The sequence below is a fragment of the Glutamicibacter sp. NPDC087673 genome (assembly GCF_044743255.1).
Taxonomy (GTDB): Bacteria; Actinomycetota; Actinomycetes; order Actinomycetales; family Micrococcaceae; genus Glutamicibacter.
This window is the reverse complement of sequence record NZ_JBIUWB010000007.1, coordinates 14,957-35,606: the sequence shown is the minus strand read 5'-3', so window position 1 is coordinate 35,606 and position 20,650 is coordinate 14,957. Positions and strand designations below refer to the sequence as shown.

16 protein-coding genes are annotated in these 20,650 nt (G+C 61.9%); 5 read left to right on the top strand and 11 right to left on the bottom strand.

Features of this window, described 5'->3' with window-relative positions; all coding sequences use genetic code 11:
• The first annotated feature begins 205 nt into the window (after positions 1 to 205).
• Positions 206 to 337, top strand: coding sequence for a hypothetical protein (locus ACIOTL_RS15885; protein WP_400343582.1), 132 nt, complete (start codon positions 206 to 208; stop codon positions 335 to 337).
• Positions 338 to 393: 56 nt separating this feature from the next.
• Here ACIOTL_RS15885 and ACIOTL_RS15880 read toward each other — a convergent pair whose 3' ends face one another.
• The 3 genes from ACIOTL_RS15880 to ACIOTL_RS15870 all read right to left on the bottom strand — a co-directional run bounded on the left by ACIOTL_RS15880 (position 394) and on the right by ACIOTL_RS15870 (position 4,627).
• Positions 394 to 3,009, bottom strand: a complete 2,616-nt coding sequence (locus ACIOTL_RS15880) for an FtsX-like permease family protein (protein WP_400343579.1) — start codon at positions 3,007 to 3,009, stop codon at positions 394 to 396.
• Between the two features lie 296 nt (positions 3,010 to 3,305).
• Complete coding sequence (locus ACIOTL_RS15875; protein WP_400343577.1) at positions 3,306 to 4,031, bottom strand: ABC transporter ATP-binding protein; 726 nt, start codon at positions 4,029 to 4,031, stop codon at positions 3,306 to 3,308.
• Positions 4,028 to 4,627, bottom strand: coding sequence for a PadR family transcriptional regulator (locus ACIOTL_RS15870; RefSeq protein ID WP_400343574.1), 600 nt, complete (start codon positions 4,625 to 4,627; stop codon positions 4,028 to 4,030). Before ACIOTL_RS15870 ends, ACIOTL_RS15875 begins: the two co-directional genes overlap by 4 nt.
• Positions 4,628 to 4,852: 225 nt before the next feature.
• On the opposite strand from ACIOTL_RS15870, the gene ACIOTL_RS15865 reads away from it, so the two are divergent.
• Positions 4,853 to 6,070, top strand: coding sequence for an NRAMP family divalent metal transporter (locus tag ACIOTL_RS15865; protein WP_400343571.1), 1,218 nt, complete (start codon positions 4,853 to 4,855; stop codon positions 6,068 to 6,070).
• Between the two features lie 13 nt (positions 6,071 to 6,083).
• On the top strand, positions 6,084 to 6,893 hold the full coding sequence (locus ACIOTL_RS15860; protein ID WP_400343569.1) for a putative hydro-lyase: 810 nt from the start codon (positions 6,084 to 6,086) through the stop codon (positions 6,891 to 6,893).
• A gap of 53 nt (positions 6,894 to 6,946) precedes the next feature.
• On the opposite strand, the gene ACIOTL_RS15855 is transcribed toward ACIOTL_RS15860, so the two are convergent.
• From ACIOTL_RS15855 to ACIOTL_RS15820, 8 genes are all read right to left on the bottom strand, one after another.
• Positions 6,947 to 7,942: an adenosine deaminase gene (locus tag ACIOTL_RS15855; RefSeq protein WP_400343566.1), complete on the bottom strand. Its 996-nt coding sequence runs from the start codon at positions 7,940 to 7,942 to the stop codon at positions 6,947 to 6,949.
• Positions 7,943 to 8,336: 394 nt separating this feature from the next.
• On the bottom strand, positions 8,337 to 9,011 hold the full coding sequence (locus tag ACIOTL_RS15850) for a GntR family transcriptional regulator (RefSeq protein ID WP_400343564.1): 675 nt from the start codon (positions 9,009 to 9,011) through the stop codon (positions 8,337 to 8,339).
• A gap of 52 nt (positions 9,012 to 9,063) precedes the next feature.
• On the bottom strand, positions 9,064 to 10,803 hold the full coding sequence (locus ACIOTL_RS15845; RefSeq protein ID WP_400343561.1) for an acetyl/propionyl/methylcrotonyl-CoA carboxylase subunit alpha: 1,740 nt from the start codon (positions 10,801 to 10,803) through the stop codon (positions 9,064 to 9,066).
• 9 nt (positions 10,804 to 10,812) lie between these two features.
• Positions 10,813 to 12,417: a carboxyltransferase domain-containing protein gene (locus ACIOTL_RS15840; RefSeq protein WP_400343558.1), complete on the bottom strand. Its 1,605-nt coding sequence runs from the start codon at positions 12,415 to 12,417 to the stop codon at positions 10,813 to 10,815.
• A complete protein-coding gene (locus tag ACIOTL_RS15835; RefSeq protein WP_400343555.1) occupies positions 12,414 to 13,172 on the bottom strand; it encodes a LamB/YcsF family protein in 759 nt (252 codons plus the stop codon). The genes ACIOTL_RS15840 and ACIOTL_RS15835 overlap by 4 nt, the downstream gene beginning before the upstream one ends.
• A 225-nt stretch (positions 13,173 to 13,397) precedes the next feature.
• Entirely contained in the window at positions 13,398 to 13,547 is a 150-nt protein-coding gene (locus ACIOTL_RS15830; protein ID WP_181149023.1) for a hypothetical protein, read from the bottom strand.
• Positions 13,548 to 13,712: 165 nt separating this feature from the next.
• Positions 13,713 to 15,398 (bottom strand): formate--tetrahydrofolate ligase, encoded by a 1,686-nt coding sequence (locus ACIOTL_RS15825; RefSeq protein WP_400343552.1) that lies wholly within the window; start codon positions 15,396 to 15,398, stop codon positions 13,713 to 13,715.
• A 490-nt stretch (positions 15,399 to 15,888) separates the two neighbouring features.
• On the bottom strand, positions 15,889 to 17,349 hold the full coding sequence (locus ACIOTL_RS15820) for an MDR family MFS transporter (RefSeq protein WP_400343549.1): 1,461 nt from the start codon (positions 17,347 to 17,349) through the stop codon (positions 15,889 to 15,891).
• 147 nt (positions 17,350 to 17,496) lie between these two features.
• On the opposite strand from ACIOTL_RS15820, the gene ACIOTL_RS15815 reads away from it, so the two are divergent.
• Together ACIOTL_RS15815 and ACIOTL_RS15810 are read left to right on the top strand one after the other, a co-directional pair.
• Complete coding sequence (locus tag ACIOTL_RS15815; RefSeq protein ID WP_400343547.1) at positions 17,497 to 18,090, top strand: TetR/AcrR family transcriptional regulator; 594 nt, start codon at positions 17,497 to 17,499, stop codon at positions 18,088 to 18,090.
• Between the two features lie 212 nt (positions 18,091 to 18,302).
• A complete protein-coding gene (locus ACIOTL_RS15810; RefSeq protein ID WP_400343544.1) occupies positions 18,303 to 20,525 on the top strand; it encodes an NADP-dependent isocitrate dehydrogenase in 2,223 nt (740 codons plus the stop codon).
• The last annotated feature ends 125 nt before the right edge of the window (positions 20,526 to 20,650 follow it).

The window sequence follows — 20,650 nt, the reverse complement described above, 5'->3', positions numbered from 1 at the left end:
TCTACTCCTCGGCGCAGTCCTCGAGCGCCAGGTGGATGGCACAGGTGGTAATCACGGCCCAGATCTTGGCAGCGCTCTGGCCTAGCTCGGTTTCGGGTCCCTGCAATAGTCTCGCCCGAGTGTGTTTTGGAATGTGTGGTGACCCGGTGCAAGCAAGGGTGCCGGGCTGCCGAAAGACGCTGATTCGCCGCTGTTTGGCAAGCTCATGCCGGCACAGGGCCAGGGTTACGGCAGCGCCGACTCGGTGGCCGAGGTTGTGGCCCTGTTGGCCAGTGAGAAGGGCCTCTTCACGACTGGCACCGAAACCGGCAGTGAAGACGGAACCCAATCCAAGTGATCCGCCGGGGCAAAGCCTCAGCCCAGACCACTCAAAGGGTGGCTTAGCCGATCCGGCTAGGCCAGCGTCCTGTGCCGCAATACGTGCAGCCGTCCCTTGGTCAGTAGCCACGCCATCGCCGAACCTGCACAGGGGACTACTAGCAGCATGATCGCCAACTGCGTCCACGGAATGATTAGCGCCATGTCCCTGAAAAGCAATTGCAGCGTCCCTGCGGCAACGATGCCGGCCATGATTCCAAACAACGTGCCGAATATGGAGGTTAAGAACAGCTGGGCCGCTGACAGAGACTTGCGCAGCCGTGGATCCGCGCCGATGCTGGCCAAGACCGAATGGTCTTCGCGCCCATCGGCCAACGCCAACCCGGCGGTAATGCCTGTAGCGCTGAAGGTGACCAAAGCGGAGAGACCGACCAGTTGCCACAAGGCGGTGGCTACGCTGGAGTTCGGGCCAGTTTCCAGCTTTTCTGGTCCGTAGTTTTCTCCTGCCGCTTCAGCCAGTGCGACTAATAGCGTGTCGTTGACGGCATCACTGGGAAGTTCACCCAGGGATAGCAATACCAACCGCTCATCGTAAGGCATCCCAATTCTTGAGGCAGTCTCCGGTGAAATGACCGCGTAGTACGGAATGGGCTTGGCCGGTTCTTCAACGGTGGCCAGCAAGGGGAAACTGCTTTGAGGACTGAATGAAGCACGCTGCGAAGACCATTGCTGGGAGGCATCTGCCGATTCTTGGGGGTCTGCGTCGGCGTCGTAGGAAATCAACGTTGTTGTCTCGTCCTCGTTCAGATACACCGGATTGCTAATCACCGCCCCGCCCGCCCTCAACGTTTGCAGCGCTTCACTGCTAGGTTTTCGTCCGAGCAGAGCTTCTAGTATTTCTTCACCACCGACGACGATGGTGGGAAGGCTGCTAAAACCTGAATCGGACGCCATGGATCCGTGGCAACGCCAATCTTGCAGATCAACAGGTTTCCCATCGGGAGCTACGAAGCATTGATGTCCACTAGGTTCCATAAGAGCCCACGTCGAACAATGCGGAGAATGCAGGATTCCATCGAGCTCAACGGAGTCTGGATCCAGCCTGGTGCATTCCCCCTGGTCGATAGCACCCGGAATAGTTTGGGCACTAGTGCGTGGTCCCAAAGCCTTGACCGCAGCATTCGACACATCCTCGGCGTTGATCCTTCTCGTGGTGAATGGGTCGGCAGAAGCCATCTTCACGGAGCCGACGGCGCTTGGCGAATATTCCTGCACCGACAGCGGCAACGCCATCTGGTTGAGGTTGTAACTCCACTGGTAATTTTCGTTCTCGCTGTGCGAGGCACTCGACCAGTAGATCAACAGCGCACTCGATAGCGTTGCAGCGGCCAGCACTGCGGCCACGGCGGGAACGGTTCTTCCTGTATTCCTAGCCGAATCACGGGTTGCCAAACGCAGCGGCAGCGGAAGCCAAGCGGATTTTGCGGCCACTAGCCTGAGCAACGGGGCGCTGAGCAAGATGAATGCGCTAATCAGTCCGATGCTTCCCGCAATGACCAGGACCAGTGCAAGATAACTGCGAAGTTCAAAATCTTGGATGATGCCAAAGACGGACAGCGAGGCTGATAACGCCAGCAACAGGATCGAAAGTGCCAGCCAGAGGATACCGCGCCGAAGATTCCTGCGACTGTGGTTGCTCGTTGTCCGGCCTGACCTCAGGGCATCATTCAAAGCTTGTTTCGCCACCGCACGGGCGGGAACGTAAGCGGATACCAGGCCGGCGATGAGCGCCAACAGGATGACTCCGAGCATCAGCGGCCACGGGATATGCAACCAGAGCTGGTTTTCTCCGCTGCGGAGTTTGATAAGAACCCAGGCAATGCCCACGCCCGTCCCCGCCAATGCTCCGGCAACTCCACCGATGAGGCCCAGCCATAGGCCGCTGGCAGTCACCACCGATTTGAGGGTGCCCGCTTCGGCACCTGTTGCCGCTAGCAGGGCAAGGTCATGCCGCTGTTTGCGTGTTCCTACCGCGAACGCGGCGCCAGCCAGCAGCGCCACTTCCACCATCGCCAGCGTGGCAATCAATGCGCCAGTCGCGATGAGGTCGAGGCCATTGCCGCTCGGCGCATCCGCGAAGCGATCCTCGGGTGCTCCAATTTGTTCGGCTGTCGGCGGATTGCGCAGCAGTTCAGCAGAGGTGAGAATTGCTCCGTGCTGGTTCAGCTCGGTAGCCAGCGCCCAGGTGGCAGGTTTCTGCCCGAGAAGGTAATACATGGTTTCATTGGGCCCGGGCGCAAAGTTCTCCGGCATGTCGCTCTCAGCGGCAAAGAACGTGGGAATCGAATCATTGGTACTGCTATCGCGTACCGTGCCGACCATGGTGAAATCCCCTGCATTGCTCGAGAACTGGTCGCCTAGCTGCAGGTCGAATCGCTGCATGAAGCCGGGGGTTCCCAGAGCTTCCCTGTTGCCGGTGGCTGCGCGCCCTTCGAGTAGGTTGTATTTCCCATCGAAAGCAGGGTTCAGGACGTCTCCAATGACCGCATTGAAACTCAACGTTGCATCCCCGCGTTCGGTCGCCAGCGGGCTGGAGCTCAGTGGCAGGACGTCGTAGTCGGAGAGTACCAGATCTTTGAAATCATCAAGCGTTCCGTTGCGTTGTTCTGGTTCTGCTTCAGAATCGCTCATAACGCTGCTCAAGTCGCCTTTGGGGCCTTGGGTTAAGCTGGCAAGATCCGAGTATTGGAGGCTGATGCGGCCGGCACTCTGGCCTAGTTCGGTTCTTATAGTTTCTTCGGTGCTGGGCATCTTGCTGAATCCGGCGACAAGCGCTGCCGAAATCATCAAGATGGGCACAGCGATGAGCGCCGCAATGAGTGCTGAGCGGCCACGATTTCTCCTGATATCCAGCCACGCTATGCGAAGCGCGAGTTTCAGTTGCTGTTTTTTGTCGCCGTGTTGTGGTTCTAAGTTCAGTGGCATGATTAGTTCGCGGGAAGCTCCAGCAGCACCGTCGGATCATAGGATTGCGCTGCCTGGTCCACGATTCTTCCGTCCTTGAGAAAATGTACCCTGTCGGCCCACCCGGCATGTCTGGCTTCATGGGTCACCAGGACGACTGCGCATCCGGCATCTGCCCGTTGGCGTAGTGCTTCCATGATTCCGTCGCCAGATGCAGTATCTAGCGCGCCGGTCGGTTCATCGGCCAGAATTAGGCGGCGCTCGCCAACTATGGCCCGGGCGATAGCTACCCTTTGCCGTTGGCCACCGGAGATTTGGTCCATGAAGCGGTCCGCCAGTTTGTCGATCCCCACGGAGCGTAGTGCGTCCATGGCTTGTCGACGGGCTTTACGAAAAGGCACGCCGTCCAGCTCTCTGGGCAATGCGACATTTTCAACCGCCGTCAAAGACGGCACAAGATTGAAATCTTGAAAGACGTACCCGATGGCGCGTCGGCGCAGACGGGCCAGGTCATTGATGTTCAGCGCGCCCAATGGCGTGTTTTCGACGTAGATTTCACCGCTAGTGGCCTTGTCCAAACCGCCGGCCAGAGTCAGCAACGATGACTTGCCAGAACCTGAGGGGCCCATCACCGCGACAAACTCGCCAGCAGAAACGTCTAGGTCGATATCCCGCAGGGCTCCCACGGACGTCGCTCCACTACCGTATGTCATACAGATTTTGCGAAGCTGGAGTACCTGATTGCTCATCGCGTCACCTCTTTCGAGTCATTGAGCGCTTCTGCTGCGTGGACGGCAGGATTTTTCGAGGTGCGGAAGCGGTGCTTCCTCAGCCATCCTTCACAGTGATCGAGCCAGCGGATTTCGGCCTCGGCGGCAAAGACCAATGAATCCAGCACGAGAATCCAGGCAACATCGTGCGAGTCGTTGGAGTCGAACTTCGTTGCTTCGCGACGCTGCCGGGTGTAGGTCTGCAAGTTGCGCATCGAGGCGGTGCGCTGCGCCTGCAGGAGTTTTTCCACGTCCACATTGTCCAGGGTCATTGCCAGGGACAACTTGATGGCCAATTCGTTGCGGGGCGGGTTTGTTGCGACGACGGGATCTGCAAACCACTGGGAAACCTCGGCCTTGCCTGCCGTAGTGATTCGGTAGAACACGTGGCCCTCCCCGTCATCCCCGTCCTTGAGGGCCAAGCCGTCGCGCTCCAAACGGTCAAGTGTCGTGTAGACCTGGCCGATATTCAACGGCCAGGTGGAACCTGTGCGTTCTTCGAACTCGCTGCGAAGCTGGTATCCATACATCGGCTGGTCGTGTAATAGGGCAAGAAGAGAATGTCGGATAGACAAGAGACCTCTGGAGGATGCGATGGGTACGCGAAATGATTGCATACTGAGTATACGTTAAATATAGATACTGAGTATGCGTATTGAATTCGCTGGAATCATGTCTATTGCGAAATGGGCAAATATTGTTCAACAACATCTTGCCAAGGTTGTTCAACAACCTGTAAAGTCTTGTTCATCACATTGACCTTGTGACGGTTGTCACCACTATCGCATTGGAACGTCATCATGGCACTTCCTGAGTCAACATCCCAAAGCAGCAAGGCGCGGCGCACGGCGCTCCTAGGCGCCATGTTCCTGATGGCCACCAGCGCCATCGGACCGGGCTTCATCACCCAGACCACAGAATTCACGGTCCAAATCGGCGCGGCCTTCGCCTTCGCCATTGTCGTCTCCATCCTTGTGGACATCGCGGTCCAGCTGAACGTCTGGCGCGTGATCGGGGTATCCGGAATGCGTGCCCAGGAACTGGGCAACAAAGTCGTCCCTGGCATCGGTTGGGTACTGGCCGCACTGGTATTCATCGGCGGCATGGTCTTCAACATCGGCAATATCGCCGGCACTGGACTGGGCCTGAACGCCATGCTGGGTGTTGACGCCAAAATTGGCGGCGCCATCTCCGCGGCCATCGCCATCCTGGTCTTCCTTTCCAAGAAAGCCGGCATGGCATTGGACCGCATTGTGGTGATGCTGGGAGCCGTCATGATCCTGCTGATGTTGTACGTGGCAATTGTCGCCGCCCCACCGGTGGGCGATGCGATCCGCAACGTGGTACTCCCCGAGAAGATCGATTTCTTGATCATCACCACCCTGATCGGCGGCACCGTTGGCGGCTACATCACCTACGCCGGCGCCCACCGCATGATCGATTCGGGCACATCGGGCGTGGAGCATGTCAAGGCGATCTCCAGCACCTCGACGCTGGCAATTATCGTCACCGGTGTCATGCGCGTACTGCTCTTCCTGGCGATCCTCGGCGTTGTGGCTGGCGGCGTAGCGCTGACCAGCGACAACAAGGCTGCTGAAGCCTTCGGCCACGCCGCAGGCCCCATCGGCATCCGTGCCTTCGGCGTCATCCTCTGGGCCGCTGCGCTGACCAGTGTGATCGGTGCCGCCTACACTTCGGTTTCCTTCATCACCAAGCGCACCACCCCGGAGCGCACCCGCAACCTGATCACCGTGGCTTTCATCGTGGTCTGCGGGATCATCTACCTGTTCCTGGGCAAGGCGCCGGCAACCCTGCTGATCTTCGCCGGAGCCTTCAACGGTCTGATCCTTCCCGTGGGCTTCGCAATACTGCTCTGGGTCGCATGGCGCCGCCGCGACCTGATGAACGGATACAACTACCCCAAGGCCCTGCTGATCATCGGTGCCTTGACCTGGCTGCTCAGCGTCTACCTCGGCTGGAACTCGATTTCGGGTCTGGCAGCCCTCTGGAACGGCTAGGAGCCAAGCAATCATGAAGGACCTGAAGAGTCTCGGGCATTCCGAACGTGCGGCGATGGCCCCAAGCGAAGCCCGCGAATTGTTCCGTGCCGGGCAGGTGCTGCCTACCGCCGGGATCAGCGCTGGATATGCGCAGGCAAATCTGATCATCGTTCCCCAGGAGTTGGCCTTCGATGTGCTGCTCTTTGCCCAGCGCAATCCCAAGTCCTGCCCGATCCTCGGTGTCCTGGAAGCGGGGCAAACCAGCAACGAGTTGCTGGCAGGCGGAGATATCCGCACCGACGTGCCGAAGTACATGGTTTACGAAAACGGGGTCAAGGTGGATGAGCCCACCGACCTGTCAGAGTACTGGCGGGATAATCTGGTGACCTTCATTGTCGGCTGCTCGTTCACCTTCGAGAGCGCACTGATGGAAAGCGGCATTTCCATCGCGCATATCGACCAGGGCGTGAACGTGCCAATGTACAAGACCAATATCCGCTCGCAGTCGGCCGGAGCGATGTCCGGTCCGATGGTGGTCTCCATGCGTCCGATTCCTGCCTCGCAGGTTGCCGACGCGGTACGCATTACCTCGCGCTATCCAGCTGTGCACGGGGCTCCAGTGCATATCGGGAACCCCCAAGAGCTGGGCATAGCAGATCTGGGGTCACCTGACTTCGGAGATGCAGTGCAGATCCCGGAAGGGACGATTCCGGTGTTCTGGGCCTGCGGCGTCACGCCGCAGGCAGCAGTGATGGAGTCCCGCCCGGCCTTGGCCATCGGCCACGCACCGGGGCACATGCTCATTACGGATATCAGGGATTCCCAATACCAGGTTCCCTAGCCCATAGACCGAACGCGGTGGCCTTCCCCCAAGAGGCCGCCGCGTTCCCATGTCTAAAGGCTTTGCCGCTGAACCCAGGCCTGGACTTCGGCAAGCAGTACCTGCTTGGATTCTTCATCCAGGAATGCGGATTCAAAGGAATTCCTTGCCAGCGTAGCCAGCTGCCCGGTGCTGAAGTTGAAGCTTGCCATGAGCGAGGCAAAATTGGCATCCATGTATCCGCCGAAATAGGCAGGATCATCGGAATGCACCGAAACCTTCAGGCCCTTTTCGAGCATCTGCGGCAACGGATGATCGGCCATGGTGTCCACCGCACGCAAGCGGATGTTGGATAGCGGGCAGACAGTCAAAGGCATCTGCTCGTCGACCAAGCGCTGAACCAGCGTCGGGTCGTCCAGGCAACGGATGCCGTGGTCCACGCGCTCAACCTCCAGCAAGTCCAGCGCCTGCCAAATGTAGTCAGCAGGGCCTTCCTCGCCCGCATGGGCAACGACGTGCAGGCCGTGGGCGCGGGCATAGGCAAAGACTTCCTGGAACAGCTCGGGCGGGAAACCCACCTCCGAGGAATCCAGGCCGATGCCATCGATATCGTGCTTCTCGGCGACCAGCACCTTCATCAAGTCCATCGCTTCTTCCGCTGGGGCATGGCGCCAGAAGCACGCGATGAGCTTGTGGGAGATCCCCCAGCGTTCTGCGCCCTCGGCCAGGCCGGAACGGATGCCGGCGATGACCTCGCCCAGGCCCAGTCCGCGCTGGATGTGAGCTTGCGGATCGAAGAACAATTCCACATGGCGCACGCCGGAGTCATGGGCGCGCTGCAGGTAGGCCACGGTGATTTCACGGAAGTCTCCAGCGGTGCGTAAGACCGCCATATTCGCATAGAACAGGTCGAGGAAGGACTGCAGATTGCTGAACTGGTACTTGGCACGCAGCTGGTCAACGGAGGCATAGGGCAGCTCAACACCGTTTTTTGCCGCCAGCGCCATGATCATTTCTGGCTCCAGCGTTCCCTCAAGGTGGATGTGCAATTCGGCTACAGGCAATTTCACGGGTGGTGCGACCTTCCAAGCAGGGGACGAGGGCCTAGGCCGTGATGAAACGGCGGTGGCGCGCAATGGTTTCGTTAAACCATACGTTGGCTATCTATGTGCTTGCTTGGCTTGTCCGTGCGTCGAGGAAACCCGCAGGGCGCTGGGCTTGCGGCTGCCCGCAGCGGCAGGCTGGCGGCGGCGATAGCATCAAGGATTCGGAAAAACCGGTGATCGCCGTGGAAATTCCGCGGGGCAAGCCCGGATTTGGCGTCTGGGGCATCCTTGGAAAACAAGGGTGCACAACCCGATGAGGCAAGCGCTGGAAGCTGGCATTTGCCGCAAAGCAGTGAGGAATGCACGGCGCGGATGAGATGGAAATCGCAAGCGGAATGGGCCAAGCCCTGCTCCATGCCTACTCCGGGCGTTGGGCGATGTGGCTGAGCAATTCAGCTTCAGCGGTGTCGAGATAGCCGCGCAGGGTCTGGGCGGCTTCCAGGCGCTCTCCGGCGCGGAGCATGGCCAGCAGATTCGCATTGCGCTCTACATAGTGCGAATGGAAATCCGGGGCGTCGCTCATGGCGTGGAAGACCAGGCGCATGCGGGCCAGCACGCGGCTCATCAGCTCCTGGAGCAGTTCGCTGTCGGAGGAGGCGACCAGCTGCTTGTGGAAGGCCTGATTGGCATTGGCCATCCGCGGCACGTCGCCGGCAGCCAGACCTGTGCGAGCCTCCTCGATGATCTTGCCCAACCGGTCCAGGTCGATGTCTTGGCCCCACGCCAGGCATGCCGGCTCGACGGTACGGCGCACCGCATAGATTTCCCGCACATCATCCGCATCCGGAGAAGCCACGAAAACACCCCGGTTGGGGATCCGGGTGATGATCAGCTCGCTATTGAGCAAGGTGAAGCTCTCGCGCAAGGTATTGCGCGAGAGCCCCAACGATTCAGCCAGGGTCTGCTCGGAAAGCTTGTCACCGGGCAATAGCTCGCCTTCGGCAATGCGGCGGCGCAGCTCATTGGCAGCCCAGAGCCCGCTGTGCGCGTGTGGGGCCTTGGCCGGATGCGAGGTGCTGCTGGTGGCTTTCATGCTTCCAATTTATCCCAACTGGCTTGCGGGTACGGACTCCATGGCCTGGACGCTAGCCGATGGTGCCCAAGGTGTCGCCGCGGCGTACGGCTGACCCTGCGCTCAAGTCCGCTGCACGGAAGATGCCATCACGGTGCGCGGTGATGGTAGATTCCATCTTCATCGCCTCGACGATGGCAATGCTCTGCCCTTCGGCGACTGTACTGCCATCTTCCGCGGCGAAGCGGACGAGGTTCCCGTCCATGGTGCTGCGTACCGCGGCGGCATCGACCTGGCCGGCAGCATCATCCTGGGTGGCGGCGGCGGTGCCGGCTCCGGGGGTATTGCGCAACGCGTTGGTCAGTGCAGCGGGAAGACCCAGCTGGACGGCCTTGCCATCGAGCTCGATGGTGATGGTTTCACGGCTGGTATCGCGCTGGTCCAGATCCATCTCGTCGCTGGCCTCCACCTCGTTGAGGAACTCGTCCTCGATCCACGTGGTGTAGACGCCCAGGGATTCGCCGTTGAACGCTTCGTGCTCGATGACAGCGCGGTGGAATGGCAGGACCGTAGGTACACCGGCAATGCTGATTTCTTCCAGCGCCAGGCGGGCACGGCGCAAAGCCTGGTTCCGGTCGGCACCGCGCACAATCAGCTTGGCGATCATCGAGTCGTAGAACGGCGGAATGACCGAGCCGCTGCGCACGCCCGAGTCCACCCGCACGCCGGCGCCGGTTGGCGCTTCGAACCGCTCCACGGTGCCCGGCGCAGGCAGGAAGCCGCGAGCCGGGTCCTCGGCGTTGATGCGGAATTCGATGGCATGGCCGGTGGGCTGCGGGTCCTCGGTAATGGACAGCGGCAGGCCATCGGCAATGCGGAACTGCTCGGCCACCAGATCGACGCCGGAAGTCTCCTCGGTGATCGGGTGCTCCACCTGCAAACGGGTATTGACTTCCAAGAAGGAGATCAACCCGTCCTGGGCCACCAGGTATTCCACGGTGCCGGCCCCGACATATCCGGCTTCCTTGCAGATCGCCTTCGCGGACTCGTGGATCCTGGTCCGCTGCTCATCGGTCAAGAACGGGGCAGGCGCCTCTTCCACCAGCTTCTGGTGGCGGCGCTGCAAGGAGCAGTCGCGGGTGCCGACGACCACCACATTGCCGTGGGTATCGGCCAGCACCTGGGCCTCGACGTGGCGCGGCTTGGCCAGGAAACGTTCCACGAAGCACTCGCCACGGCCAAAGGCCACGGTGGCCTCGCGGGTGGCGGACTCGAAAGCATCGGAGATCTCATCGAGCGAGTAGGCGATCTTGATGCCGCGGCCACCGCCGCCGAAGGCCGCCTTGATGGCGACCGGCACGCCGTACTCTTCAGCGAAGGCCCGCACCTCGCCGGCGTCCGCTGCCGGGCCGTCGGTGCCCGGGGCCAGCGGCGCACCTGCGCGCACCGCGATCTGCCGGGCCGTGACCTTGTTGCCCAGTGCTTCAATGGCCGCGGGAGGCGGACCAATCCAGCTCATGCCGGCTTCGATGACGGCGGTGGCGAAGTTCGCGTTCTCCGAGAGGAAACCGTAGCCGGGGTGCACCGCATCGGCGCCGCAGCGCTTGGCAATCTCGATGATCTTCTCGATATCCAGGTAGGTGTCCGCACCGGTGGAACCGTGCAGCGGGTACGCTTCATCTGCGCGGCGCACGTGCAGGGCGTCGGCATCCGGGTCCGAGTAGATGGCTACCGACGAAATATTTGCGTCGGTGGCCGCCCGGGCAATGCGGACCGCGATTTCGCCTCGGTTGGCGATGAGAACTTTTTTCATGGCAATTCCTTAGGCGTCTGATGCCGCGTGGCCGGCAGCGGGATGGAGTTCGAATCGAATTCTGCTTCCGGGCGGAAGCTGCGCGGCTGCGCTGAGGTCTTCGGCAATGACGGTGGCGATCACCGGATAGCCGCCGGTGACCGGGTGATCTGCGAGGAACAGCACCGGCAGGCCGGAGGGCGGCACCTGCAAGGATCCGCGGGCTACGCCTTCACTGGCCAGTTCCCCGGAGCGGACGCGCTGCAGCGGCTGCTGCCCGGTATCCAGGCGCACGCCCACGCGGTTGGATTCGCTGGTGACATCCCAAATCTGGGCGGCGAGCTGGTCCAGGCCCGCCTGGCCAAACCAATCGGCACGCGGACCGGGCATGGCGCGCAGCGTGTACACGCCGTTATCGTCTGGGACCGGCAGGGTGCTCGGTTCGCTGTTGCCAACGATGTGGCCCAGCTGCGGGCGGTTCACCGGCAGCATGCCACCGGCTTGCAGAGGCTGGGGACCGACGCCGGAGAGGGTGTCGGTGGACAGCGAGCCGAGGACCGGTTCCTGCTCGATGGTGCCGCGCACCGCAAGGTAGCTGCGCAGTCCGCGGCCGGCGGGTTCAACCTCCAGGCGCTCGCCGTGCAGCAGCGCGAACGGTGCATTGGCCGCGGCCTGGCGCGGGGTGCGGACCTGGTCGTCTTCGGCCGGGGTGATCCAGAGTTCTGCTTCGGCGCCGGTAAGCGCCAGCACCTGGTCTTGCTCGGCTTCAACGGTGATGCGGCTGCCGAGGTTCTCGATCACGGCCTGGCCTGGTTGGTTGCCCACCAGGCGGTTGGCCTGGTGGAAGGCGGCCGGGTCTGCGGCTCCTGCAACGCCAACTCCGAGGTTGCCATAGCCGATGCGTCCGGCATCCTGGAGCAGGGACTGCAGGCCGGCGTCGATGATTTTCAGGCCACCGGCAAGTGCCTGCCCTGATGCTTCGTCTTGTGCGGCGGGTGCCTGGCTCACCGATATTTTCCGGGTGGCCCGGACGAACTGCACGGTATCCTGCGGCCGGATCAATGCAGGATTTTCGCGCTGCAAATCCCACATTTGCAGATCGGTATGTCCAATCAGCTGCCAGCCTCCGGGGGATTGGCGCGGATAGACGGCCGAGTACTCACCGGCGAGCGCCACCGCTCCGGCGGGCACCTTGGTGCGCGGGGAGTCTCTGCGCGGGACATGCAAGTCCTGGTTTTCGCCGAGCAGATAGGCGAAGCCGGGAGCGAATCCGCCAAATACTGCACGCCACCTCTGGCTGGTGTGCGCATTGATCACAGCTTCGGTGCTCAGCCCGGTCAGCTCGGCCACGGCGGCGAGGTCTTCGCCATCGTAATTCACTGGTACTTCAACCAGCTTGCCCGCAGCGTGGAGTGCAGAAGCTACTTCAAGTTCTGGTAGGGCTGCCATGGCCCGTTCGGCGCTCTGCGCGGAATCGAATTTCAGCAGTACCGTTTGCGCGGCCGCCAAGAGGTCGCGCTGTCCGGACAGGGGAGAGGTTTCCAAGGCGGCGTTGAGCGCCAAGACAGCATCGAGCGAGTCCAGGTCGATGAGCAGATCATGGGAACCTGCCCGGTGAATGGCGCGGATGCTCACGCGAAGCTCCGGATCTGCACGCCGGCATGTTCCAGTCCTGCGCGCACGGCGCTGGCCATGGCCACTGCACCGGCAGTATCCCCGTGCAGGCAGATGCTCTCGGCTTCCATCTTGATGGTGCTGCCGTCCACGGCAACAATGGTGCCTTCGGTGGCCAGGCGGACCATGTTCTCGGTGACCTGCGCGGGGTCGTGCAATACGGCGTTGGATTCGCGGCGGGAAACCAGGGTGCCCTCGGGGGTGTAGTTGCGGTCGGCGAAGGCTTCTGCGACGCCGCGCAGGCCAGCGGCTTCGGCCTTTTGCAGGGCGACAGAACCTGGCAGCAGCAGGACCGGCAGGTCGGTGCCGAAGGCCTTGATGGCATCGATGACGGCCTGGGCATGCACCTGGTGGTGCACGATGGTGTTGTACAGGGCGCCGTGCGGCTTGACGTACTTGATTTCGCTGCCTGCGGAGCGTGCCAGGGCCTGCAGGGCTCCTAGCTGGTAGAGGATGTCATCGGCCAATTCGGTGGCCGAGCAGTCCAGGAAGCGGCGGCCGAAACCGGCCAGGTCGCGGTAGCCCACATGGGCTCCGATGGTGACGTTGGCGTTGACCGCATCGCGGCAGGTCTGGGCGATGGTGCTGGGGTCTCCAGCGTGGAACCCGCAAGCTACATTGGCCGAAGACACGGAGGTGAAGATGGCGGCGTCGTCGCCCATCGTCCAGTTGCCGAACGACTCGCCTACGTCTGAATTCAGGTCTATGTATGGCATTGTGATCCCCGTCTCGTGAAAACCTCTTGGTAAAAGAATGCCCCACTTTCGGTAATTGTTCAACAATCTTGGCAGGGTTTTTGAGTATCGCTTCCAGGAATTCTGCTGGAGCGGTGTTCCTATCTGTCTTCTGATTAGGCGTTTTGCACGTGGAATAGCAAAGCCCGAGGCCAGGAATCCTTGCGGAATCCTGGCCTCGGGCAGGTCTTGTGGCTGGCGGTGCGGCTACTGGCCTTCTTCGCCGTCGGAATCTTCATGCCCGAACGGAATAGGCGCGTTCTGGGCCGCATCCGGATCAGGGACAGTAGTGTTCTTGCCCTCCGGGTCCGGAGTCTGAGCTGGACCTGTGGTTTCGTCGTGGTTTTCGGTTCCCATGGTTATTTCCCTTCATCCGTGCCTTGCTTGATTGCCAGCTATCGGGTGCTGGTTCACATAGCCTAGCCGTGAATCGTGGCGAAAAGCGGTGCGATCAGGGAATTACCATGTTCGCCCGCCGTGGAATCCCGGCACGCCGGCGATCCCCGCGGCCTTGCCCGGCCGCTAGGACAGTCCGATGGCGTTGCCGTGCTCGTCGACATCCATGTGCAGGGCCGCTGGCACCCTCGGAAGTCCCGGCATCGTGGTGAGCGCCCCGGTGATGGCCACGATGAATCCGGCACCGGTCTTGGGGATCAGCTCGCGGACCTGCACGGTGAAGCCGCTGGCGGCGCCTAGCAGCTGCGGGTCATCGGAGAAGGAGTACTGGGTTTTGGCGATGCAGACCGGCAGATGCGACCAGCCGTTGTCGTGGATCTGCTGGAGCATCCGCCGGGCCTTGGGGGAGTACTCGACGCCTTCGCCCCCGTAGACGCCGCGCACCAGGGCCAGGATCTTGTCCTCGACCGGCTGCTGCAGCTCGTACAGCGGGGCAAAATTGCCCGGTTCCCCGATGGTCCGCAGTACCATGTCGGCCAGCTCGCCTGCTCCGGAGCCGCCCTGGCCCCAGACATCGGCGATGGCGCAGGCAATGCCCTGCTGTTTTGCCCAGCCGGTGACCGCTTCCAGCTCGGCATCGGTATCCGTAGTGAAGCGGTTGATGCCGATCACCGGCTGGATACCGAACTTCGAGACGATCGAGGCGTGGCGTTCCAGGTTCGGCAGCCCGGCCCGCACGGCCTCGACGTTTTCTTCCCCCAGCTCATCCTTGGGCACCGAACCATGCATCTTCAGTGCGCGGACGGTGGCGACAATGACCACCGTGTCCGGCGGGCACCCGGCGTAGCGGGCCTTGATGTCCATGAATTTCTCGGCGCCCAGATCGGTGCCGAAGCCGGCTTCGGTCACCACCACGTCGGCCAGTGCGCGGGCGGTGTTGGTGGCGATGGCCGAGTTGCAGCCGTGGGCGATGTTGGCAAAGGGCCCGCCGTGGATGAGCGCGGGAGTGCCCCCGATGCTCTGCACCAGGTTGGGCTTGATGGCTTCCTTGAGCAGCAGCGCCATCGCACCCGCCGCGCCCAGGTCATGGGCGGTGACCGGGGCCTTGGCGTAGGTGTATCCGACGGTGATCCTGCCCAGCCGGGCGCGCAGGTCCGCCAGCCCGGTGGCCAGGCAGAAAACAGCCATGACCTCGGAGGCAGCGGTGATTTCGAAGCCTGTTTCGCGCGGCACCCCGTTGGCGGTACCGCCCAGGCCGATCACCACGTGGCGCAATGCGCGGTCGTTCATGTCCAGCACCCGCTTGAAGGTGATGGATCGCGGGTCGATGCCCAGCTCGTTGCCCTGCTGCAGGTGGTTGTCGAGCATGGCCATGAGAAGGTTGTTCGCACTGGTGATGGCGTGGAAATCCCCGGTGAAATGCAGATTGATCTCGTCCATGGGCAGCACCTGGGATTGGCCTCCGCCCGTGGCTCCGCCCTTCATCCCGAAGCTCGGGCCGACTGAGGGCTCGCGCAGCGCGATGATGGTCTTGGTCCCGGTGGCCGCCAGCGCGTCGCCCAGGCCCACCACCATGGTGGATTTGCCTTCCCCTGCCGGTGTCGGGGACATGCCGCTGACCAGGACGACTTTTCCGGGTCGGCTTCCGTTGGCCGGCAGCAGGGCAGGATCAATTTTGGCCTTGTACTTGCCGTAGGGCTCCAGCGCGTCCTGCGGGATTCCGGCCGCCTCGGCAATCCGGGAGATCGGCCTGAGCACTGCCCGCGAGGCAATGGCCAGATCGCTCATATCGGTTTCCGGCAATGCTGCCATGTTGTGTCCCCTGTCTGGCTGCCCGGTGACCCGGGGATGAGGAAGACCAAGGCTTCTGGTTTTCCCTGATTGGCCTTCAAGCTATCACCTTGCAGGCAAGGCGAGAAGGCCGTGATGGGCAGAACGCGGATCGGTTCTCGGCACGGTCCGAGGGCCGGACAAGGGGTAGCGGCACCCCAAAACCAACTTCTCAAGAATTTAGTTGTGCCCAAGCCGCGGTCGCTGCTTGAAGATCGCGGACCAGGCGGTTTCGTGGCCAGCCTCGCGTTGGGGGAACTTATGAGGTCGCCGTAGCCATGCAACTGTCCAGAACCCAACGGACAAGGAAGCGGCCGACAGCCCGGGGTGCCTCCAAGGACAAATGAAGCCCGAGCGGAGGAATTCCTCCGCTCGGGCTGAACACTATATTTATCCGGGACGCCTGCCGCTTTCCCGGAGGTCAGCGTCTGGGCATCCAGGCCTTGAGGGCCAGCAACGCCGAAGTGGCGCCTCAGTGATTCGCGTGCGGCTTCTCGCCCTTGATCATGAAGGCGAAGACGATCCCGATCGTGGCCAGCACGGCGCCGACGATGAACGAGATATGCGCGCCAGAGAACAAGGCCTCGGCCAGCTCGGATCCGGCGTCCAGCTGGACCTTTGACAGCAGCGACATCACGGTCACGAAGACCGTGGTGCCGATGGCACCGCCCAGCTGCTGCGCGGTATTGAAGATTGCCGAACCGTGGCCGAACAGGCGCGGATCCACCGAAGCCATCGCCGAGGACATCAGACCGGTCATCAGTAACGCCAAGCCGATGGAGAAGATGATGTGGCAGAGCATGAACATCCACAATTCGGTCTGCGCGGTCACGGTGGCGTACATCCACTGACCGGCGGCCAGGAACACGGCGCCGGGGATCAGGACCGGGCGCGGACCGCGCTTGTCGTAGATCCGCCCGAAAATCGGCGAGGCGATGGCCTGTGCCAGTCCGCCGGGAAGCAGCATGATGCCGATCTGCAGCGAGTCGACGCCCTGCCCGGATTCCAGCAGGATCGGCACAATCATCAGCGAACCGAGCAGGGTGCCGAAGGCAATCATGATCATCGCGATCGCGAAGCTGAAGCTGCGCGAGGCAAACGGGGTCAGGTTCAGCAGTTCGCGGCCGCTGGCGGCCAGCTTGACCTGGCGGATGATGAACAGTGCCAGGGCCACCAAGCCGATGGCGAAGCTTGCGATCATCATCGTGGCGTTATCCGCGGCATGCTCGATGCTGGAAATGCCGTACACCAGGAACCCGAAGGCCAAGGCGGAAAGTAGCACCGAAGCGGAATCCACCTTGATCTTGCGTGCACTGGAAGGGATCTTGAAGAAGATGGCGCCCAGTACCAGGACCGCCACGGCGATCGGCAGCATCAGGATGAAGATGTAGTGCCAGCCCAATGCGTGCACGATGGCTCCCGAGGCGGTAGGCCCGATAGCCGGGCCGACGCCGATGACGATCGAGTTCAGGCCCATGATGGTGCCGCGCTGGTGGACGGGCACCAGCGTCAAGGTGGTGGTCATCAGCAAGGGCAGGACGATGGCCGTGCCAACGGCCTGGATAACGCGTGCCAGCAGCAAGAAGCCGAAGCTCGGCGCCAGCACCGCGATGACGGTGCCGAGGATGAAGCTGATGACGGCGAAGAAGAACAGCGACCGGTGCGCGAAGCGCTGCAGCAGGAAGCCGGTGGTGGGGATGACGACCGACAGGGTCAGCAGGAATCCGGTGGTGAGCCACTGGCCGGTGGACGCCGAAATGCCCATGTCCTGCATGATGCCGGGCAGCGCTACCGTGAGCACGGTCTCGTTCAGGATCATCATGAAAGCGGCCAGGGCCAGCGAGGCGATGATGCCTGTCAGGGTTTTGGTGGAGAGTTGCCCGGCGGGCGCCGCGCTTGGCTTGGCGCTGGTTCTAGGGGGATTTGTAGTCACGAAGTCTTCTTCCTGTGGAGTGTCAACCGCTAAATACTGTCACACTCTGCCACTTTTTCGTAAGTGAATCTGTCAGACTGTGACAGGAAACAAATTTGGTGGACGAGGCCTGCGCAGTACAGGCAGTCCGGAGCATCGGAGAGCGCCATGGGGATTCGCGAGGAACGCAAAGAGGCAACGATCCAGTCCATCCGGGCAGCAACCCTGGAGCTGGTGGAACTCCAGGGCCTGGAGTCGGTGACCGTGGGGCAGATCGCTGCCCGGGCCGGCATTTCCGAGCGGACCTTCTTCCGCTACTGCGAATCCAGGGAAGCGGCCATGGTGCCGGCGCAGCATGAATTGATCCAGGCCGTGACCGAATGCCCCATCGCTGACGGATCCACGAGCGCGCAGATTTTCCGGCTGCTGGCCAACGAATGCCGCCGAATCCTTGTTGCCGAGATCCGCGGCAATGAATACCGGCGCATTTCCCGGTTGATTGCCACGGAGCCGAAGCTGCTATTGGCCATCACCCGGCAAGATCAAGCCTTCTGCGCTGCCACCTCGCAGGAGCTGCGCCGCCGCGGGCTGGTGCCGGCCATGCCAGCCTTGATGATTGGCGAAGCCTTGGCCGCCCTCTGGCGCGTGGCCTGGCAGAGCTTCGGCCAGGCGGAAAGCGCCGGGGAGCCTGCAGATCCAGTTGAGCTCTTCGATGAGGCCATGGCGAATCTCGAAGCGCTGGCCGGCGGAAGAGCCGAATAGCGAATAACTCTGTTGAGTTATCGCTGATTAACTTAAATGTGACGAACTGCTTGCAGGCTGTCCAGCCCGGCATTTCGGTGAATAAACGGCGTTGCCGCGCGTATTTCCCGCTGCCGCAAAGTGTGGTGCAGAGCAAAATCAGGTAGATTTGGAACGTTGAGTTCAGGGCGGTAACACCGCTTCCGCACGACGTTCAGGGAGACGCCACACCTATGGCAAAGATTATTTACACCCACACCGACGAAGCGCCTATGCTGGCGACCCACTCGTTCCTGCCAATCGTGGAGGCCTTCGCCTCGACCGCCGGTGTGGAACTTGAGACCCGCGACATCTCGCTGGCTGGTCGCATCATCGCTACCTTCCCGGATTATGTCACCGAAGAGCAGCGCATCGGTGATGCTCTGGCAGAACTTGGCGACCTGGCCAAGACCCCGGATGCAAACATCATCAAGCTGCCGAACATTTCGGCTTCGATTCCGCAGCTGAAGGCTGCCATCGCCGAGCTGCAGGCTGCCGGCTACGCACTGCCTGACTACCCGGATAACCCGACCTCGGATGAAGAGACCGACGTCCGCGCACGCTACGACAAGATCAAGGGTTCGGCTGTGAACCCGGTCCTGCGCGAGGGCAACTCGGACCGCCGTGCACCACTGAGCGTGAAGAACTACGCTCGCAAGTACCCGCACTCCATGGGCGAGTGGGCCGCTGATTCGAAGACCAACGTGGCCACTATGGGCGTTGACGACTTCGCGGCCAACGAGAAGTCCGTAGTCATCGACGCGGACAAGAAGATCTCGATCCGCTTCGTCGGCGAAGACGGCGAAGTCAAGGTCCTGAAGAAGCCTTTCGACGTGCTGGCCGGCGAAGTCATCGACGGCACCGTCATGCACGCCGCGGCCCTGTCCGAGTTCCTGAAGAACTCCGTGGCCCGCGCCAAGGAAGAGGGCGTGCTGTTCTCGGCTCACCTGAAGGCCACCATGATGAAGGTCTCCGACCCGATCATCTTCGGCCACGTGGTGAAGGCCTACTTCTCCGAGCTGTTCGAAACCTACGGCGACGAGCTGGCAGCAGCCGGCCTGAACCCGAACAACGGCCTGGCAGCCATCCTCGGCGGCCTGGACGAGCTGTCCGACGAGGTGCGCGCCGGCGTCGAGAAGCTGATCGCCAAGGGCCTGGAAGAGGGCCCGGCAGTTGCCATGGTCGATTCCGACAAGGGCATCACCAACCTGCACGTTCCATCGGACGTGATTGTCGACGCATCGATGCCGGCCATGATCCGCCTGGGCGGCAAGATGTGGGATGCCAAGGGCGACACCGCAGACACCCTGGCTGTGCTCCCGGATTCCTCCTACGCAGGCATCTACCAGGTCGCCATCGACGACTGCCGTGCCAACGGCGCGTTCGACCCGACCACCATGGGCACCGTGCCGAACGTCGGCCTGATGGCGCAGAAGGCCGAGGAATACGGCTCGCACGACAAGACCTTCGAAATCGCTGGCAATGGCCACGTGCAGATCGTCGACGAGAACGATGCAGTGCTCATCGAGCACCAGGTCTTCGCTGGCGACATCTGGCGCGCCTGCCAGACCAAGGATGTAGCCATCCGCGACTGGGTGAAGCTGGCAGTGAACCGTGCCCGCGCCTCCCAGACCCCGGCTGTCTTCTGGCTCGATGAGAACCGCGCCCATGACGCAGTGCTGATCGCCAAGGTCAACGAGTACCTCAAGGAGCACGACACCGAGGGCCTGACCATCGAGATCCTGTCCCCGGTCGAAGCGACCCAGTACTCGATCGACCGCATCCGCAAGGGCGAGGACACCATCTCGGTGACCGGCAACGTGCTGCGCGACTACCTGACCGACCTGTTCCCGATCCTGGAACTGGGCACTTCGGCCAAGATGCTCTCGATCGTTCCGCTGCTGGCTGGCGGCGGCCTGTTCGAGACCGGTGCCGGCGGCTCGGCTCCGAAGCACGTGCAGCAGCTGGTGAACGAGAACCACCTGCGCTGGGATTCGCTGGGCGAGTTCATGGCACTGGGCGCTTCCTTCGAGCACCTGGCAGTGACCACCGGCAACGCCCGCGCCCAGGTGCTGGCCGATACCCTCGACGCTGCAACCGGCACCTTCCTGTTGGAAGACAAGTCGCCTAAGCGCAAGGTGGGCGAGCTGGATAACCGCGGCAGCCACTTCTACCTGGCCAAGTTCTGGGCTGAAGAGCTGTCAAAGCAGGACAAGGACGCAGAACTGGCCGAGGCCTTCTCCGCAGTTGCCAAGGCACTGGGCGAGAATGAAGAAGCCATCGTTGCCGAGCTGGCCGAGGTGCAGGGCAAGGCTGTCGAGCTGGGTGGCTACTACCGCCCAGACGAAGCCAAGACCGCAGCGGCCATGCGCCCAAGCGCAACCCTGAACAAGGCTCTTGAACTGCTGACCAAGTAGTCCTTGCAGCCAATCAGCTGGCCTCAATCCTCAGTGAGGATTGGGGCCAGCTGCTTTAACGCGCGATGAAGCCTCGGTCGTCAGTTCCTCGCTGGTTGTTCCACTAGCGCGGCAGCAACTTGCGA

Bases quoted from the DNA above. Each gene is read 5' to 3' on its own strand.
- ACIOTL_RS15885 (WP_400343582.1), top strand. From the start codon at position 206: ATGCCGGCACAGGGCCAGGGTTACGGCAGCGCCGACTCGGTGGCCGAG.
- ACIOTL_RS15880 (WP_400343579.1), bottom strand. From the start codon at position 3,009: ATGAGCGATTCTGAAGCAGAACCAGAACAACGCAACGGAACGCTTGAT.
- ACIOTL_RS15875 (WP_400343577.1), bottom strand. From the start codon at position 4,031: ATGAGCAATCAGGTACTCCAGCTTCGCAAAATCTGTATGACATACGGT.
- ACIOTL_RS15865 (WP_400343571.1), top strand. From the start codon at position 4,853: ATGGCACTTCCTGAGTCAACATCCCAAAGCAGCAAGGCGCGGCGCACG.
- ACIOTL_RS15860 (WP_400343569.1), top strand. From the start codon at position 6,084: ATGAAGGACCTGAAGAGTCTCGGGCATTCCGAACGTGCGGCGATGGCC.
- ACIOTL_RS15850 (WP_400343564.1), bottom strand. From the start codon at position 9,011: ATGAAAGCCACCAGCAGCACCTCGCATCCGGCCAAGGCCCCACACGCG.
- ACIOTL_RS15845 (WP_400343561.1), bottom strand. From the start codon at position 10,803: ATGAAAAAAGTTCTCATCGCCAACCGAGGCGAAATCGCGGTCCGCATT.
- ACIOTL_RS15835 (WP_400343555.1), bottom strand. From the start codon at position 13,172: ATGCCATACATAGACCTGAATTCAGACGTAGGCGAGTCGTTCGGCAAC.
- ACIOTL_RS15830 (WP_181149023.1), bottom strand. From the start codon at position 13,547: ATGGGAACCGAAAACCACGACGAAACCACAGGTCCAGCTCAGACTCCG.
- ACIOTL_RS15825 (WP_400343552.1), bottom strand. From the start codon at position 15,398: ATGGCAGCATTGCCGGAAACCGATATGAGCGATCTGGCCATTGCCTCG.
- ACIOTL_RS15815 (WP_400343547.1), top strand. From the start codon at position 17,497: ATGGGGATTCGCGAGGAACGCAAAGAGGCAACGATCCAGTCCATCCGG.
- ACIOTL_RS15810 (WP_400343544.1), top strand. From the start codon at position 18,303: ATGGCAAAGATTATTTACACCCACACCGACGAAGCGCCTATGCTGGCG.